This window comes from Candidatus Poriferisodalis sp., from assembly GCF_965214215.1.
Taxonomy (GTDB): domain Bacteria; phylum Actinomycetota; class Acidimicrobiia; order Acidimicrobiales; family Poriferisodalaceae; genus Poriferisodalis.
Window position 1 is genome coordinate 1796910 of record NZ_CBDCBD010000003.1, and the last position, 17310, is coordinate 1814219.

The following is a 17310-nucleotide window of genomic DNA, read 5'->3' on the forward strand; positions in this document are numbered from 1 at the left end:
GCGTTGCGGTTCTCAGTTGTTCGCAGGCCGTTGCAACGTGGCGGGCACGACGGCTAGATGTTCGGCCACTGCTCCGTCGTGGAGGCGGCGATCCCATACCGCGACCACCAAGTCGGCGGTGTTGAGCACCAGCGCACTTGCCAGATGGACGGCGTCGGCTCCGCGCAGTCTGTGGCGCCGCGCGAGCAGGCCGGCGGACTGTTCGACGTTCTCGCTGAGCTCGACTGGCTGGACGCTTGACCAAACCTGTTGCCAACGCTCCTCGCAGTCCACGACTTCCGTCTCGTCGAGGTCGCCCCGCCGGCCAGCCGCGGCGAGCGCAGCACAGACTTCGGCGAACGCCAGCCTGCTGGATACGGCCGCGTCGCAACCATCCCAGATCGCCTCTGCGATCTCGCTGCCGGGTTCATCGACGATCAGCTTCACCAACGCGCTGGCGTCGAAGTACGCGATTGCCACTGCTCAGCGGCGCTGATCGCTGACCAGATCCGACAAGGGCGAGCGAGGACGAGGACGCCGTTGTCCTGTCGCCTTGGGTCGTTCGTCTCGCACGGGTCGCGAGATCACGCCATTTGCAGTCAGCCGCTCGATGGTCGGCGCCGAGTCGATACCTGAGAGCCTTGCGACAGGAACGCCACGTTCGGTGATGACCACCTCCTCGCCAGAGCGAGCGCAGTCCAGCCAGTGACGCAACTTGGCTCGAAACTCCGTGGCGGCAACGTTCACATTCAGACCGTATCAGCGGAATCTAAATGTACAAAAAGAATATTCCGAATTGTACATAAGGGTCCGCGCTGGTGGACGGCCATCGACCAGTCGCCGAGTCGGTCGCGCTGTGATGCGGGATGGTTCGCGAACCGACGACACTCCGCAGCCGCCGCGACGAGTGGATCGCCGCTTAATCACGGCGGTATGCCTCTCGTCGGTGGGCGACGCGCACGACGAGCACGACCAGCTCATCGTCGAGCACCTCGTATACGACTCGGTAGTCGCCGACTCGGATTCGGCGCAGTCCTCGCAGGCCGCCCTTGAGCGTGCTGCCGGCGAGCGGCTCTGTGGCGAGCTGGTCGATTGCAGTGACAATTCGCCGACGATGTGGGAGGGGAATGCGGGCGATTTCTCCCTCGGCGCTGCGCTTAATCCGAATCGAGTAGTGCACGCTTGGCCTGGTCCCAATCGATCACCGGATCCGATGGGTCGCGCAAGCGCTGCAGGGCGATGTCGAGGTCGTCGAAGTCTTCCAGGTAGCGCTCCAGCGCGTGCCGAACCACTTCGGCACGGCTCCGCTTGAGCTGAGCTGCGGCGGAATCCAACGCTGCCACCAGTTCGTCGGGCATTCGGACGGTGATCTGGCTCATGTCCTTCTCCCTGTGAGCGCTTAGGCGGGTTCGAACTGCTCGAACCAGGAGTTGTCGATCTCGATGTCCTCGATCGAGCGGATGCGCGTGGAAACGCCGAGCCTGTATTCCTTGAGCAGGTCGCAGAGGTCTTCGCCGTCGATGAGCTGGACCGGCGGCGCGCCGTCTCGGCTCGCTTCGTCACGAGCGCCGCGGGTGAAGGTGCCCGTCGTCACCAGGAGGCCTTTCTCGCCGCGGCCGGCCATTGCTCCACGGAAGTCGCGGACGGCACTGGACGAGACCGAACCACTGTACCGCTTGCACTGGAAGTAGATCGGGAACGACACGAGCGACAGGCGGTAGACGCCAACCCCGTCAAGTCCGCCGTCGCCGCTTTGCCCGAGGACCTCGACCTCGCGGAACCCAGCTTCACGCAGCAGCCGTTGGGTCAATCGCTCGAACGCAGCGGGCGTCATCTCGAGCAGCCGTTTCAGCAAGGTCGACTGCCAATGGGCATCTGGGTCGGTCTCGTCGGTGAAGTCGAGTTCGTTGTTGTCATCCACACCTGACTGGACGCGGAGTTTCCGCTCCGCCGCGCGGGCAGCGAGTTCGGCCCGAACGGTCCGTAGTCGCTCGTCAATCTCGGATGGCGACTCAATTCGTCGTCCGGCATCGGTGATCGCCCAGACGCCGCGGCTGGAATTGTCGACTGCTCCGATCTTCTTCAGGTAGCTCAACGCCCATCCGATCCGATCGGCTGCGACCGACGCTCCCGTGGTCTCGTAGCGGGCCTCGAGTTGCTCGTCGGTGAGTCCTTCGCTATCGGCCACCGCAGATATGACTTCGTCTCTTCGCGCCGAGCCTCCAAGCCCCGTCAGCGCTTCGAGGGCTGGAAGCATGAACTCGTCGTATCGCGGCAGGCCCGATTGGCTCATGGCGTGAAGCTACCGCTGGGAGCCGAATTGCTCCCAGGGCAACCGGGCTTCCTTGCTCGATCGTCAGCTTCGCGCTCGGAGACCGAGGAATGGCGAATCCGCGCGATTCATAGCACGGCCGGCTGGTCGTCAAAGAGCGTTCGTTGCTCAAGATGGCCGTTCGACGGCGGCACATCGGCACCAGTGAGCGGACCATCGCCATCGAGCAACGACTTGAGTTCGTCGATAGTGGCGACTGGCGCAGCACCACGCCGGTCAAGAATTTCGTTACCTGATCCCTCGCCCGGTCCTCGCCACACGGCAACCCGGCCGAACTTGTTGTCGAGGGCTTCGGTGGCGCCTGACCATGTGCCGCCCTTGCCGTTGTCGCTCGCGACTACAAGCGTCAGCGCTGCCTGCGCGTAGATCAACTTGTTTCGACCCATGGCGTTTCCAGCGCTGAAGCCGGCATCGGGGCTATAGGGCGTACACATGACGATCCGCTCATCGTGGATCGCTGCACGGATGTCTGCGTTGCGGAGCTTGCGAGCCAGCGAGTCCGCAAGAACGCCGACGACCGTCCCACCCGAATCGAGTGCCGAATTCATGGCGAGCTGGTCAACGCCGCGAGCGCCGCCCGAAACGAGAGGTAGGCCGCGGGAGGCAGCGCTCTGCGCAGCAGCGACCGCAACCTCGGCGCCATCTGGGCTTACGTCGCGGCTGCCGACGACGCCCAGGCCTCGGCAGTCGAGCAACTCAGCAGCGCCTGCTGCATACAACAACGGAGGTGCTTTGGCCCCGAGGCGATCTGACCAGCAGTTCGGGTAGTGCTCATCGAACGGAGTGATCGCCTTGATTCCCGAGTGCTGCAGGCGCTCAATCTCGAAGGCAAGCGAAGTCGCGCGTCCTAGCAACGCAACCAAGCGTTCGGCGAGGACCGTCGAAAAGCCGTCATCTGAGGTCAAGTCACCCGCACTCATGCCGAGCAGGTCACTCGGTCGAGAATCCGGCTTGGCCATGAGCTTCCAGAACTCTGATGCCTTCAAGGGCCGCAGTTCATCGGCGCACAGCCGGCTGACCAGCGCAATCGTCGCCAGAGCATCGTCGCTGCGCTTCATCGACTTGATCTCCCCGCCGAGTCTGCGAGCGCAAACGGGAGCACCTCGCCAGAGCCTGCCTCGCGGAGCTGCTGCCCGATGACGGTCAACGTCCAACGTGAGTCGACCACATCATCGACCAACAGCACCGGTCCACCGGGCACGCTCGAAGGCACCTCGAATGCGTTGGCCACGTTCCGAAACTGCTGTTGGCTGTTCTGCAAGGCCTTCTGCGGCGATGTCTCCCGCATCTTCACGATGACATCCTGACACGGCAGGCCGAGCGCCTTGGCGAGCCTGAGCGCAAACTCAGGAACGAGTCTCGGATGTCGAATCGATGGCACAAAAGTCACCCAAGCCGGTGAAGGCTCAGGTTGCCAGCGCTTCTTGATCAATTTCACTGAAGCCTTGACCAACCTGTCGTCGAACCGGCCGTCGTCCTGTTTGCCTCGTCGCACCAAAGTGCCCCATCCGCCATCGCCCCATCGCGAGAGCGAGCGGCCTTCAGCAAGTTGCAAACCGGCTGGTATGGACCCACCGACGCCCAATCGCTTGCGAGGAGCAATCTCGTTCTCGCCGCGTCGAAGGAATCTCACTGCTTCCTGAACTACAGCCGGATCCGGCTCGATGGTCATCGTCTCGCCGTTGCAGTTGTCGCAGATGCCACACGGGTCCGGCGAGTGATCGTCGAGGCATCGGCGCAGGAATTGCATCCTGCACTCGCCGCTGTGGATGTACTCGTCGAGCTGCTCCAATTCCGCGCGGCGCTGGGCAGTGACGGCTTCCATTCGCTGATGGTCAAAGGACCACGGCTGCAGGGTGCGCTGCCACGCTGAACCGATGCGTTCGACAGCCAGGTCGACCTCGAGGTTCTTGAGCAGCTTCTCGAGCTGGCCTTGGGCCACGTTGACAGCCGTCAGCAGTTCGCCCATGCGCATCGGTTCGGGGTGCTCCTCCAGCAAGCGGGCGACGTCGGCGGCTACTTGTGGGTCGGGAAACGCGGTATCGATGAAGTGGTTCTGGATGTCGGCATCCTCGGTGCCGCGCAGCAAGATGCCCCAAGACGCCTTTACACCTCGACCAGCGCGTCCAACTTGCTGGTAGTACGCAATCGCCGAGCCCGGCGACTGGTAGTGGATGACGAAAGTGAGGTCCGGCTTGTCGAAGCCCATACCCAGGGCAGACGTGGCCACAGCGACCTTCAGATCGTTGTCCAGCAACCGCTGTTCGATTCTTGGCCGTTCGTCGGGATCGGTATCCCCGCTGTAGGCCGCTGCCGAGATGCCCCGGGATGTCAGCCAATCGGCTACGCGTCGAGTGTCGGGAACCGTTGCGCAATAGACGATTCCGGTGCCCGGCAGCCGTTCCAAGGTCGTTGCGAGCCAGCTCAAGCGTTCTGCCTGCGACGGGATGGCGAGAGCATGCAGCCGGAGGCCTTCCCGACCGAGTGGTCCGCGCGCCGACTCGAACTCCGACCCAAGCTGAGCCGTTACATCGGCGACGACGCGGTCGTTGGCCGTCGCCGTGCAGCACAGCACGGGAACCCCACTCGGCAGCAAGTCCAGCACCCGGACAAGGCGGCGGTAGTCGGGGCGGAAATCATGACCCCAATCGGAGATGCAGTGGGCTTCATCGATGACCAGCAGACCGCAACGGTTTCCGATTGTCGGGAACACTTCGCTACGGAATTCCTGATTCGCCAGTCGTTCCGGTGAAATCAGGACGATGTCAGCCTCGTCATCTTCGATCTGCTGGATTAGCTCTTCCCAGTCGTCCCGATTCGAACTGTTGATCGTGACAGCGCGGACACCCATCCTTTCTGCCGCGTCGATTTGATTCCGCATGAGTGCGAGCAACGGTGAGACCAGCAGCGTCGGCCCGAATCCTGCACCTCGCAGCATCTTGGTGGCGATGAAGTAGACCGCGCTCTTGCCCCAGCCAGTTCGCTGCACCAGCAGCACCCGTCCTCGGTCCTCAACCAACCGACGGACGACCCCGAGTTGGTCGTCTCGAAACTTGGCTGCAGAATCGCCCGTCAAGTCGCGGAGCAGCCGCCGAGCCCTCGCCGACGAAAACGTCTCGCTCACCGGAGCCCGTGTCTTTGTGTTCGTTGATGTGGGTTGCGCACAGCGTGGAAGGTAATGAACCGGTGTGACATCACCCGAATGAGATTCGCGACTGCATCGTTGCCGCGTTCGGAGTCGAGTGAGCTGCCCTGAAGGCGGCGACCTCATATCTCGGTCGGGGGTCGGCGACGCCGGGTAGAGGCGCATCTGCGAGACGGACGGGCATTGGCATCTAATCGCGGCGGCAAGCCTCGCGTCGGTGGGCGACACGTACTGCGAGCACGAGGAGTTCTGAGCTGCACCCTCTGCCCCGTCCGATGCTCGACGCTGCGGCATCGCTTGAACGGTGGCACCGCTTGCCGGCAATCGAGCCCGTGCCGTTCGACAGCCTGCTTCGTGCATTCGTGTCACACCGGTTGGCTACGTTCTGCGCCGTGAGTGATGGCTTGACCGAAGCGCCGCAGCGGTGGCGGCTCGAGCGCGCGGGAATCATCAACGTCTATCAGTACGGCGACGAAGTGCTCGACTTCGCCGGCGGACGGCTGCTGCTGCGCGGGGTGAACGGTTCGGGCAAGTCGACGGCGATGAACATGCTGTTGCCGTTCCTGCTCACGGCGAGCCAACGCAACATCGACGCCGCGCAGGACCAGCACGGCTTGCTGCGGTCGTGGATGCTCGACGGCCGCGACGACCCTCAGCCGGTCGGATACCTGTGGATCGAATTCCGGCGCGGCACCGAGTGCTTCGCCTGCGGATGTGGAATCCGGGCCAATCGGCAGGCAGACAACGTGAGGACATGGTGGTTCGCGACGTCCAAGCGGCCCGGCATCGATGTCGATCTCGTCGAGGAAAGCGTCGCGCTGTCCGCCGACGTGCTGCGAGATCGCCTCGACGGCGACCCGGTGTTCCCCGAGCGGGACCGGCGGGAGTATCGGCGGCTCATCGAGCAGAAGCTCTTCGGCGGCGCCGGCCTCGACCAGCACATCCGCCTGATCGACAAGGTGCGCAACCCGAGAGTCGGCGACCGGATCGACAAGGACCTGCCCGACGATCTGATGGACGCGCTGCCGCAGCTCTCCGACCAAGCGCTTGCCGATGCGGCGGCGCCACTCGACGACCTCGACGAGCATCGTCGCAATGTGGCAACGCTGGAACGCACGGTCTCGACGCTGCGAAGCCTGCTCAACCGCTACCGCGCCTACTGCGTCGGCGACTTGCAGGCCAGGACAGCCGAGGCGCGACGGCTGCTCGCAGAGCACCAGCGCCGTCGCCGGGCCGCAGCGAGGCTGCGCGCGGAGACAAGCGAGGCTGACGAGCGAGTGCAGCGCATCGAAGGCGAGATCTCGCAGGCTGAGAGCAGCATCCGGCGATTGCGCAGCGAGGTCTCCGCGATCGAGGAATCCCGCGCGTACCAGGAAGGCCGCCAACTCGACGCCCTGCGGGACTTGGTCGAGCGGCTGAGGCAGGACGCCGACGCTGCGCAGAACCGCGTCGAGCGCGCCGACGAGCAGATTCGCAGCACGACCGCCGAGCTGGACGCTGCGCGACGAAGGAGCGACGATGACCTCCGCGACGTGAACGAGTCGCTGTCGCAAGCAGCGCAGGTCGCCGACCGCTGCGGCGTTGCCGAACGTCCCCCGCCTGCGCTGGAACTGCGACGGTCGGCCATCGACGGCGCCGATGCCTTCGCTCCCGAGCCGCTCGACGTGAGCGAGGCGCAGCGGCGCACCGAAGGCGTCGTTGCAGCGGTGCGGCATCGGCGCGACGACGTCGAGGTCGTCAATGCCGCGCGGGACCTGCTCGACGAGGCCGAGACTCGGCTTACCGGCGCCCGGCAGGCGCTCGAGGCCGCTGCCGATGCACATGAGCAGGCGAGCGAGCGATGCGCCTCCCATGACCGAGCGCGGGCCGAAGCGATGCGCGCCTGGGCGCTCGAGGTCGAGCAGTGGTGCAGCGAGTCGGCTCGGCTGTGCGACGCCGTCGGCCCGCCGGCCGCGGCCGGCCGCACCGCAGCAGCGTCGGCGGCTTTGACGCCCCAAGCTCGTGAGGAGCTGCGCGCTCAGCTCGTCGGCGAGTTCGAGGCGACGGTCGAGATGCAACAGGAGCGTGCTGCGGCGACGCGTCACCGCCTCGGCGAAGCTCAGACGGCTGCGATGAGCCAGCAGGCAGTGCTGGATGAACTGATGGGCCGAACCGAGCCGCAGTCGCCCCGCTTGGCGTGGCAGTCTCGTGCGGAGTACTGCCTTGCCGATGTCATCGACTTCGCCGCAGACGTCGAACCCGGCGACCGGGCAGGCCTCGAAGCAGGCTTGGAGGCATCAGGCCTGTTGTCGGCGCGGCCGGTCGCCGCGGGGACCGTGGAGCTGGCGACCGGCGAGCTGGTGGCTATTGATGCCGCGCCGTGCGAACGCCCGCTGAGCAGACTGCTTGAGGTCACGGTGCCGACCCATCTCGCAGGCCGCGTCGACGAAGGCGTGATCGTCCGCCTGCTCGAGTCGGTGAGTTGCGAACCGGTGAGCAGCGGCGGTGAGTCTGCCCGAGCCGGCGACGAGGCCACGACCGACACGGCCGGCGCCGCCGTCGGCATCGACGGCTCGTTCCGTGTGGGCGCTCTCGCAGGCCGCCATCGCAAAGAGCGCGCCGAGCACATCGGCGCCGCGGCGCGGCTCGAAGCGCTGCGGCGCGCCCAAGAGGCAGCACACGATGAGCTGCAGCGGTTGCTCGCTGAGCAAGCCCGCCTCGATGAGCTGCTTGCCGGCCAGCGAAGCCTGCTCAACGAGCTGCACAGCCACCGCAACGCCTTTCCTTCCCCTACTGCGCTCGACCGTGCCGAGAGCGCCTGTGAGACTGCCGATGTCGAGCTGGCGCAGGCCCAGACGCGCCGACAGGCGGCTGCTGCGCAAACAGACGAAGCCGAGCGGGCAGCGGTCCATGCCGAAGAGGAACTGCATGGCGCTGCTGCCGCCCGCGCGCTGCCGCGCGAGCGTTCCTCTCTGCGCGAGGTCGTGGGATGGCTCGCCGAGCTCGATCGTCACACGGCGGAGTGCAGGTCACGCCTGACGACGCTGCAGCGTTCGGTAGGCGAATGGGGCCGGCTGGCCGGTCAGCTCCGTTCTGGGTTCGCCGAACGTGACGAGGCGGCCAGGCACTCGGAGGAGACAGCCTCAGCGCGCGATCAGCAGCAAGCTCGGCTGGACGTGCTGACCGGCTCGATCGGTGTGGAATACGAGCGGGTACGTGCCCAACGGGATCGATTCGCGGCCGAGCTGGACGAGCTCGACAGGGGCCTGCCTCAGATGCGGGAAGGAAAGGACCGTGCCGTCGGCGAGCAAGCACGGCTGCGCGCCGAAGCCGGGACTGCCGAACATGGCGTGCAGGCTGCACAAGAGCAGTGCGATGAGTTCCGCAGCGAGTTCGAAGACATCCTGGGCATGCGGGGCTATCTGGACGCGCTGACGGGCGGGACGGAGATCGCGACGCCGACGTCCGATGCCGGCGGGCACGTGGGGCTTGAGGCGCTGGCGCAGGGCGCAGATCGCATCGTGGGCCCCGGCCCCGGCCCCGGCCTCGGCCCCGACGGCGACGGCGCGTCCGACCGGCCGCCCGAGACCGTCAACGCAGACGGCATGCGTCAATCGCTTCGTCGACAGCGCGAGGCCCTCGGTGGGGGCTGGGACGCTCACGACTTCCAGCCGGACGCGAGCCGTCCGTTGCGGATCGAGGTGAGCGGGCCGCTCGCCGCCAGCGCCACGCTGGCCGAGGCCCACAGCGCATCGTCGGCGCAGCTTCGCCAACTCGCCGGCCTGCTCGACCGCAAGCAGACCGACGCGCTGCGCGAACTGCTCCAAGGGCTCATCGCCACCGAGATCGCAGAGAAGATGCACGGAGCGAAACGGCTGATCGATCTGATGAACCAGCGCCTCAGCACCGTGGCGACGGCGCACCGCGTCGGAGTGCGGCTCCGCTGGAGACGTTCGCCAGAACTCGACGAAGCCACGTCCACCATGGTGGGACTGCTCGCCAAGCAGCCCGACCTGCGGACTACGGACGAGAACGACGCAGTGCGTGCTGCGCTGTCGCAACGCCTCGAGGACGCCCGAGCCGACGAGCCCGATGCCCCCTACCGGCAGCTCATCGCCCACACGCTCGACTACAAGCAGTGGCACGACCTTGACGTGATGGTGACGCGACCCGAGGCGCCCGAAGCGCGGCTGAGCAGGCGGACGCCGCTCTCCGAAGGCGAGAAGAAGCTCGTCACCTACCTGCCGCTGTTCGTCGCTGTCGCAGCTTCCTGCGATGCCATGGCCGAGTCGCAGGCAACTTCCTACGGCGACGGACCCGCCATTGCCCGTTTCGTCCTGCTCGACGATGCTTTCGCGAAGGTGTCTGCCGACAACCATGCAGCGCTGTTCGGCCTGCTCGTGGCCTTGGACTTGGACTTCATCGCGACGAGCGAGCGGCTGTGGGGCGACCACGCGACCCTTTCGGAGCTGTCCGTCGTCGAGATCGTGCGAGATCCGGTGCTGCGCACGATCCTGCTGGATCGCTACCTCTGGCAAGGACACTCCCTCGAACAGGCCGTGTCCCTATGAGCGACTCGCGGGCCCGCGTTGCCGGATCGGAGCAGGGCGGGCCGGACGAACACGGCGGGCCGGACCGGGATGTCGAGGTCTCGACCGATTCGCGTTCCAACGCCGAGGCGCGCATGCTGTTTCGCTACCTCGGGGGCGAGGAATGGGCCGAGTACCGTGCCATTCTCGCGGTCTTCGCCGACACCTATTTCTCCGACTTCGGCCCTGCCGACGTGCATGCCCGTCTCGCCGGGACACATCTCGCCGAAGCCATGTCCCCCGACACGGTGCACGACCGCCTGGAGAGCCTGAGACGTTGGGGCAATCTCGAAGCCTCGACTGACATCGGGCGACCCTCCAGCATCGACGACTACTACCGGCGCCGGCATCGCTATCTCATCACGCCTGCGGGCCAGCAAGTCTTCGACCTCGTCGAGCGCGTGCTCGCCAGCGCCGATCAGGTAGCCGACCCTCAGTCCGGACGCCTGGGCGAACTGCGCCGCCACCTGCAACTGCTGGCCGATCACGCTCCCCGCCAGTATCGGGACCTTCCGGCCGCCGACGTGACCGCAGCGGTGCGCTCGGTGTTCGACACGCACGAGCGATTCGCGGACGAGCTGACCGGATTCTTCAGGCAGCTCGCGCAGTGGCAGAGCCGTTACGACCTGAGCCCCGAGGAAGTGCAACTGCTGGCCGGCGTGATTGTCGGCTACGTCGACGAGCGGCTCAACGAGATCGAACGGATGCGCAAGCCGATCGAGCGATGCCTCCAGACGATCCTGGCAGGGCTGGACGCGCTGTTGGCCTCGATCGACACCGGTCTCGCCGGCCGCGTGAGCGACGCCGGACTCGACGACGAATTCGACGTACGACGCTTGCAGGGGTCCGAACCCGAGCACTGGAGACTGCTGCGGGGCTGGTTCTGCGATGAGCCTGCCCGCCCCGCGCGGCTGACGCAGCTCACCGACCAGGCGCTGGCTGCGGTCAGGACGCTGACGGCGAATCTGAGCCGGCTGTCGCGCCTCGGCGCGCTCACCACCTCGCGGCGAGCCGACTTCCTGCGCCTCGCGGCATTCGTGGACGACGTGCCGAGCGCACAGCAAGCGCACGACGTCTTCTCGGCAGCGCTCGGGCTCGGCTCGTGCCGTCACGGCGGACTGCTCGCCGCCGACGCGGAGGACCCGGCGCCGACTGCGACCGCTTGGCGGGACGCTCCCTGCGCGTCGGTGCCCGTCTCTTTGCGTGAGCGCGGCGAGCGTATGCAGCGGGGCTGGCCCACGCCGATGCGGGATCGCCGGGAAGCGCAGCAGCACATGCGCGAACGCATCGAACGCGAGCGCGTCGAGCGGCAGGCGTCCGCTGCGGAACTGCTGTCATGGGTCGACGCTGACGGCAGCGTCGACGGCGCCGAGCTGTCCTCGGGCGCGTTCGCGTTCCTGCGAGACCTCATGGCGATCGCCGGGCGCCAAGCCCCCGACGCCGGGGGGATGAGGGCCTCCCACGCTTGGGGACTGCGGTGCGAGCTGCGACGCGTGCACCACGCCAGCACGGTGGTGCATTGCCCGCAGGGGCGCATGACCATGCATGACATGACCGTCGTGATCGTTGACCCGGCCGTGGGCGATCCCGTGACTGACGAAGCGGCCGGTCGCGTGGAGGCCTCGGCGTCGGGGCGAGGGTTTCCGCTCGCACCCCGACAGGTCCCCGCCGCATGAGCCAGAGCCCTATGTCGGACCGTCTCGCCGCCGACCTGCGCGACGCGGCTCGATTCATCGTCATGCACCCGCTGGTGGCAGCCGAACGGCATCCTGACCACTTCGCACTGATCCGGCGGAATCACCAGCGCCTCGACCAGTGGTTCACACAGCGCTTCGGCTATCGCTTGCAGGTCACCGCGGACACTGCCCGGCTCCACAAGGCGATGGCGATCCCGCGCCGTCGTCCGCTTCGCACTGCGGGCACACAGCCTCGGCCCTTCCGCCTGCCCGAGTACCGGGCACTGGCGCTGATCCTGGCGGCAGTCGTATCGGGCCCGAGCATCATCAGCCTGCGCGATCTCGTCGGCGCGGTACGCGCCGCCGCCGCGGAGGCGGGTGTGGAGCACGGGCAGGAATCGTCGGACCGGCGGGCGCTGGTGACCGCGCTGCGCTGGATGATCGCCCACGGGCTCGCAGCCGAGCTCGCCGAACGGGTCGACGCTTTACGCGATGACGAGGAGGCCGATGCCCTGATCGAGATGCGGCCCGATCGCATTGCGATGCTGCCGATGCCCGTTCTGGCCCGCTCGCAGACCGTCGATGAACTCCTCGACCGTACCGAGAGCCGCCGGTCGTCGCGTGCGTGGATGCGAGCCTTGCTGCTCGAAGAACCGGTGGTGTACCGCGGCGATTTCGACGACGCCGAGTGGTCCGAGCTCCGTCGCCGACTCGGACAAGAAGCCGACTTTTTCGACGAGATGTTCGGGCTGCGAATCGAGGCGCGCGCGGAGGGCGTGATGGCGGTCGATCCGCACGGGCAGCTCACCGATGTGGCGTTCCCGTCGACGGGGACTGTCGGCCATGCAGCGCTCCTGCTGGCCGACGCGCTGGTGCGCCACGCAGCCTCGCCCGTCAGCCGAGAGGTCGTGACCGCGATGACCGCCGAATTTGCAGCGGAGTATCGCCCGTACTGGTCCCAGCTCGCGCAAGACCCGGCCCGGCTCGCTGCCGAAGCGCTGGAGCTGCTCGCCGATCACCGTCTGGTGGAACTCGGCGATCACGATGTCGTGGTGCTGCCGGCAGCGGCCCGCTATCGCGTCGAGGCGACCCACCACCAAGAGACGATGCTGTGACCTCGGCCGGCACACGCGATGCCGTGCCCGAATCGCTGACCGACCCGGGTCTGGCGATCCTGTGGCGAGAAGTTCGCCGCCGACTCGATCGCGCTGGCCCGGCGATGGAACGCACCATGGCGATGCCTGCCATCGAGCCACGCTGCTCGCTGACGTTGACCACTCTGCTCGAACGCTCGCCGGGCGCTCGTGTGGACTTGAGGGTGCTGGAGGACGGCCTGCGTCGTCGGGGCATCGGGCGCGATCTGGACTCGGCGCTGTCCAGGCTCGGATACCCACCTGACCCGGCGGCTGTGGCGGCGCGCCGGGCACGGGCGCGAACCAAGCGGGCGCACGCAGCGCTGGCCGACGCCGTATCCGGTTGGCCAGAGCCGTGGGCGGGGGAGTGGGCCGAGGAGCTGCGCTCGTCGGGCCTCGTCGGGGGACTCGACGAGATGGAGGTTGCCTCGTTGGTGGACGGCATCCGTCGCCTGCTCGGCTATCTCGCAAATGCCCCAGCCATCTTGACCACCCGCGCTCAACTGGCTGCTGAGCTCTTCGGTTCTGCCCACGCGCTCGACGAGGGCACAAAGTTGGCCTCGGCAGCCAAGCGCGCGCTGCGCCGCGAACTGGGGCCGCGGGGCCAGGAGCTGGAGGGCAGGCAGCTGTGGGAGGCGGCAGGAGTCCCGGTCGATTCGGTCTCAGCACCGGTGCTCACGTGGGGCTTGCGGCCGCTCGGCTCTTCGCCGCTTGCCTCGATGCTGAACGACGCCGCCGACAGCGGGATGCCCCTGCATCTCAGCTTGAGGCTCCTTCGTGAGCACCCCATAGCGATCGCCGAGAAGACCCCGGTACTCGTCGTCGAGAATCCGAGCGTCGTCGAGGCGGCGATGGCCAGCCGGACATCTTTCGCACTGGTTTGCACGAATGGCAATCCGTCGACAGCCGTCACCGATCTGCTCGCCCAGATGGCCGCCGCCGGGGCCGCTTTGAGCTACCACGGAGACTTCGATGCCGACGGCATCTCGATCTGCCGCCGAATGCAGGAGCGCGGCTGTGTTCCTTGGATGATGGATGCATCGGACTATCTCCGCGCCGTCGAGGGTCTCGACAGCAGTGGCGCCTCGCTGCAGCGCGACGATCGGACCTGCGGCGACACTCCGTGGGATCGGGAACTGGCAGCGGAGTTCGACACTTGCCGAATCATCGTCCACGAGGAGTGCACCGCTCCCGAATTCCTGGCTGCTTTCAGCGACGCCGCTCGCTGAGCCGGGCAACATGCTTGCCGTTGGCAGGAGGCATCAATGGCGGCAGCTATGGGGGCGGCGAGGTGCTGGTACCTTGCCGTCGGTATGCCTCCCGAAGCTGCCGCTCTCACCCCTATGAACGAGCGGTACACCCGGCCTGACTGGGTGCGGCGCATCATCCTCATGGGCGACTCGATCGGGGGCCGACCGCAGGATCTGGTGCCCATCGACGCCGGCGAACTGCTCGAGCTGGCCACCGCTTCGGTGGGCGGCATGCCTGCCGGCGACTTGGGAGACCCGCAATGGCAGGAGCGTTTCGCATCCTTGGCTGCGGATCTGGACGCATTGCCCATGCACCTGCTCGGCCGGCTGATGTCCAAGCAGGAGCTGCTGCGCTCGTTGCGCACGCGCCTGCTGCTCACCGCTGCGATCGACGCCAATCCCGCCATCACCGCAGAGCCCGTGGCTTCGCCGGCGATCATCGCCGGTCCTGCCCGCTCGGGCACGACGATCCTGTTCGAGCTGCTGGGCCTGCACCCTGACCTGCGAGCGCCGCTCGGCGCCGAGGCGCTCCATCCGGTGCCGCTGCCCGAATCTGGCCTCGCGGATCGGCGGGAGATAGGCGAGTGCGAGCAGGAGTTCTGGGCCGACATCCAGCCCGAGTTCCTCGCCATGCACGAGTTCCGGGCCGACCTGCCCGTCGAGTGCATCACCCTCACCACCGGCAGCTTCGCCGGCTACCACTGGAGCATGATCGCTCCGCTGACGGGGTGGATTCCCGACTTGGACGTGAACTTCGGCTACGAGCGGCAGATCCTCCGGGTGCTCCAGCACGGCGCGGGCCCCACCCAATGGGTGCTCAAGACGCCCGGCCACCTCTTCGCGCTGCCGCAGCTGTTCGCGGCCTTCGGCGACGCCTGGGTGATCCAGACCCACCGCGACCCGGCCCGCACCATCACTTCCACCGCCAGCATCACCGCCATGGTCCACTGGATGCGCTTCCAAGACGTCGACGTCGGCGGCAACGCCCAATTCGTGCACGACGCCTTCGCTTTCGCACTCAACGACTCAGTGAATCTGCGAACCACCGGCGCCGTGCCCGATGAGCGCTTCGTCGACGTCCGCTACACGCAACTGGTGAGCGACCCCGTCGGCGCGTTGGGCGCAGCCCTCGAGCAGATGGGCCTGCCGATGACCGATGCCTACGCCAAAGCCGTGCAGGACTACCTAGCGCACAAGCCCAAGGGCAAGTACGGCACGCACCGCTACCGGCCCGAGGATTGGGATTCACCGCCGAGGGCATCCGTGCCGCCGCCGAGCAGTACATCTCCCACTTCGACCTGCCCCCGGAGCGCTGAACCGAAGCCGACTCGGTGCGGATTCCACGCACCGTCCGAGTGACCTGTGCACACGCAACGGCCGTGAGCACAGGGGCTGCAGCGTTCCTGGTGAGGACGCAGACGGGTCGTCGGCCGGCGATCCAAGAGGCGTGCCAAGCCGGCCTTCACGCGGGCCGACTCACTCGGCGCGTTGGGTGCCGACCTTCAGGTCGCGGAACGGGCTGGTGGTGTCGATGCCGGGCTCCTTGGGCAGACCCAGCACACGCTCGCCGACGATGTTGCGCATGACTTCGTCTGAGCCGCCGGCGATGCGCATGGCCGGGAAGCCCAGCACGAAGCCGGCCCACGAGAAGGTGCCCCACTCGCCCGAGTCGGCCACCAGCCTCGGCCCGATCGTGTCGGCCACGAACTCGCAGGTGGCGTTCATCTGACGGATCAGCCCCATCTTCGACAGCGACATCTCCGGCCCGGGGGTGCGGCCGGCACGCAGTGCATCCATCGTGCGCTGGTTCGACCAGCCCAGCACCTTGCCGTGGGTGTAGATCTCGGCGAGCTTCTGGCGGGACAGCGCGTCGCTGCTCAGGCCGTAGTGGTTGGCCATCGCCGCCAGCTTGGTGAAGCTGCCACCGCCAGTGCCGCCCCCTGAGCCGCCGCCGATCGCCGCTCGCTCATTCATCAGCGTGGTGAGCGCCACGCCCCAGCCCTGGTTCACGTCGCCGAGGCGCTGCGAATCGGGCACACGCACGTCGCTGAAGTACACCTCGTTGAAATTCGCCCCGCCGGTCATCTGGCGCAGCGGCCGCACCTCCACGCCGGGGGCTTTCATGTCCACGAGGAAGCCGGTGAGGCCTTGGTGCTTGGGCTGGTCGAAGTCGGACCGGGCGATCACCTCGCCGATATCGGAGTAGTGGGCACCCGAGGTCCACACCTTCTGGCCGTTGAGGATCCATTCCTCGCCGTCACGTTCGGCTCGCATCTGCAAGCTGGCGAGGTCTGAACCGGCGCCCGGCTCGGAGAACAGCTGGCAGCCCACGATGTCGGCCCGGTACATCTTTGGCAGGACGTCGGCGGACACCTCGGGGCTGGCGTGGGCCAAGATGGTGGGCGCCACCATGCCCAGGCCGATGCCGAAGAACCCGCCGTCGGGCGTGTCGAACTGGCTCTCGAGCTGGCCCCAGACGCGTTCATACTTGCGGGGCAGTCCGCTGCCGCCGAGTTCGGTCGGCCCGCTGATCCAGCCGAAGCCGGCGTCGTACTTGGTGGCCCGCCATTCCTTGGAAGCTTCCAGTTCCTGCCGCTCGCGCTCTCGGTCGACCTCTTCGAAGAGTGCCGCATTGTCGGGGCCCTGGCCCCACACGAACTCGCGCCGTTCGGCCTTGCGCTTGGCGTTGGCCTCCAAGAACTCCAGTGCCTCAGCGGCAAACTGCTCCTCGGTGATCTCGACGGTGTCGGCAGCGGCCATGTCAGGCTCCTGATGGTGGGGAGGACTGTGAGGAAGTCCGGCGGACAAGCAGCCCCAAGCTAGCGACATATCTCGCTACGCTCATCAGCCATGGGTCAGCCCGTCCGTGTCGCAGAACGACCGTCGTCCGTCCGTGCGGGCACCGTTCAATTCGAGACGAACCGTCCGCTGACCGGGGCGGGCCACCGCTACTACAACAGTGCCGAAGATGCGGCCAGCGCCGAGGACCCTGCCGACCTGCTGGCGTACCGCCTGTTCCAGCGGGGCGGCGTCGACCACATCCATGTGTACGGCAACGTGGCCACCATCGACCTTTCTCGGGGCCACACCTCTGACGGCATCGCCGAGATCATCGAAGAGCTGTTTGCTCACTACCGCTAGCTCGCTGGCGGTGGCGACAAGCACGGCCGCTAGCTCGCTGGCGGTGGCGACAAGCACGGCCGCCACGCGTACCTGCATCGTCACTT

14 protein-coding genes are annotated in these 17310 nt (G+C 66.9%); 6 read left to right on the top strand and 8 right to left on the bottom strand.

From position 1 onward, the window contains the following. Positions 1-12: 12 nt before the first annotated feature. From ACOOF5_RS10520 to ACOOF5_RS10550, 7 genes are all read right to left on the bottom strand, one after another. A complete protein-coding gene (locus tag ACOOF5_RS10520) occupies positions 13-459 on the bottom strand; it encodes a type II toxin-antitoxin system VapC family toxin (RefSeq protein ID WP_420438884.1) in 447 nt (148 codons plus the stop codon). A 3-nt stretch (positions 460-462) separates the two neighbouring features. After that, positions 463-726: a type II toxin-antitoxin system Phd/YefM family antitoxin gene (locus tag ACOOF5_RS10525; protein ID WP_420438886.1), complete on the bottom strand. Its 264-nt coding sequence runs from the start codon at positions 724-726 to the stop codon at positions 463-465. 172 nt (positions 727-898) lie between these two features. Further along, positions 899-1159: a type II toxin-antitoxin system RelE family toxin gene (locus tag ACOOF5_RS10530; protein ID WP_420438888.1), complete on the bottom strand. Its 261-nt coding sequence runs from the start codon at positions 1157-1159 to the stop codon at positions 899-901. After that, positions 1137-1358, bottom strand: a complete 222-nt coding sequence (locus tag ACOOF5_RS10535) for a ribbon-helix-helix protein, CopG family (RefSeq protein ID WP_420438890.1) — start codon at positions 1356-1358, stop codon at positions 1137-1139. Before ACOOF5_RS10535 ends, ACOOF5_RS10530 begins: the two co-directional genes overlap by 23 nt. A 20-nt stretch (positions 1359-1378) precedes the next feature. After that, complete coding sequence (locus tag ACOOF5_RS10540) at positions 1379-2272, bottom strand: restriction endonuclease (protein ID WP_420438892.1); 894 nt, start codon at positions 2270-2272, stop codon at positions 1379-1381. Between the two features lie 107 nt (positions 2273-2379). Continuing rightward, positions 2380-3369: a DNA-processing protein DprA gene (locus ACOOF5_RS10545; protein WP_420438894.1), complete on the bottom strand. Its 990-nt coding sequence runs from the start codon at positions 3367-3369 to the stop codon at positions 2380-2382. Beyond that, entirely contained in the window at positions 3366-5435 is a 2070-nt protein-coding gene (locus ACOOF5_RS10550; RefSeq protein ID WP_420438896.1) for a RecQ family ATP-dependent DNA helicase, read from the bottom strand. The genes ACOOF5_RS10545 and ACOOF5_RS10550 overlap by 4 nt, the downstream gene beginning before the upstream one ends. Positions 5436-5848: 413 nt before the next feature. Here ACOOF5_RS10550 and ACOOF5_RS10555 point away from each other — a divergent pair, with 413 nt between their 5' ends. The 5 genes from ACOOF5_RS10555 to ACOOF5_RS10575 all read left to right on the top strand — a co-directional run bounded on the left by ACOOF5_RS10555 (position 5849) and on the right by ACOOF5_RS10575 (position 15442). Beyond that, positions 5849-10006 (top strand): TIGR02680 family protein, encoded by a 4158-nt coding sequence (locus tag ACOOF5_RS10555; protein WP_420438898.1) that lies wholly within the window; start codon positions 5849-5851, stop codon positions 10004-10006. Beyond that, complete coding sequence (locus ACOOF5_RS10560; RefSeq protein ID WP_420438900.1) at positions 10003-11700, top strand: TIGR02677 family protein; 1698 nt, start codon at positions 10003-10005, stop codon at positions 11698-11700. Before ACOOF5_RS10555 ends, ACOOF5_RS10560 begins: the two co-directional genes overlap by 4 nt. Then, entirely contained in the window at positions 11697-12815 is a 1119-nt protein-coding gene (locus tag ACOOF5_RS10565; protein WP_420438902.1) for a TIGR02678 family protein, read from the top strand. Before ACOOF5_RS10560 ends, ACOOF5_RS10565 begins: the two co-directional genes overlap by 4 nt. After that, positions 12812-14062, top strand: a complete 1251-nt coding sequence (locus tag ACOOF5_RS10570) for a DUF2399 domain-containing protein (protein ID WP_420438904.1) — start codon at positions 12812-12814, stop codon at positions 14060-14062. The genes ACOOF5_RS10565 and ACOOF5_RS10570 overlap by 4 nt, the downstream gene beginning before the upstream one ends. A gap of 114 nt (positions 14063-14176) precedes the next feature. Then, complete coding sequence (locus ACOOF5_RS10575; RefSeq protein WP_420438906.1) at positions 14177-15442, top strand: sulfotransferase family protein; 1266 nt, start codon at positions 14177-14179, stop codon at positions 15440-15442. Positions 15443-15559: 117 nt separating this feature from the next. Here the strand turns inward: ACOOF5_RS10575 and ACOOF5_RS10580 are convergent, their stop codons facing one another. Next, positions 15560-16843 carry an acyl-CoA dehydrogenase family protein gene (locus ACOOF5_RS10580; RefSeq protein ID WP_420438908.1) on the bottom strand — a complete coding sequence of 428 codons (1284 nt, stop codon included), beginning with the start codon at positions 16841-16843 and terminating at the stop codon, positions 15560-15562. 90 nt (positions 16844-16933) lie between these two features. On the opposite strand from ACOOF5_RS10580, the gene ACOOF5_RS10585 reads away from it, so the two are divergent. Continuing rightward, positions 16934-17224: a hypothetical protein gene (locus tag ACOOF5_RS10585; protein WP_420438910.1), complete on the top strand. Its 291-nt coding sequence runs from the start codon at positions 16934-16936 to the stop codon at positions 17222-17224. Positions 17225-17310 lie beyond the last annotated feature (86 nt).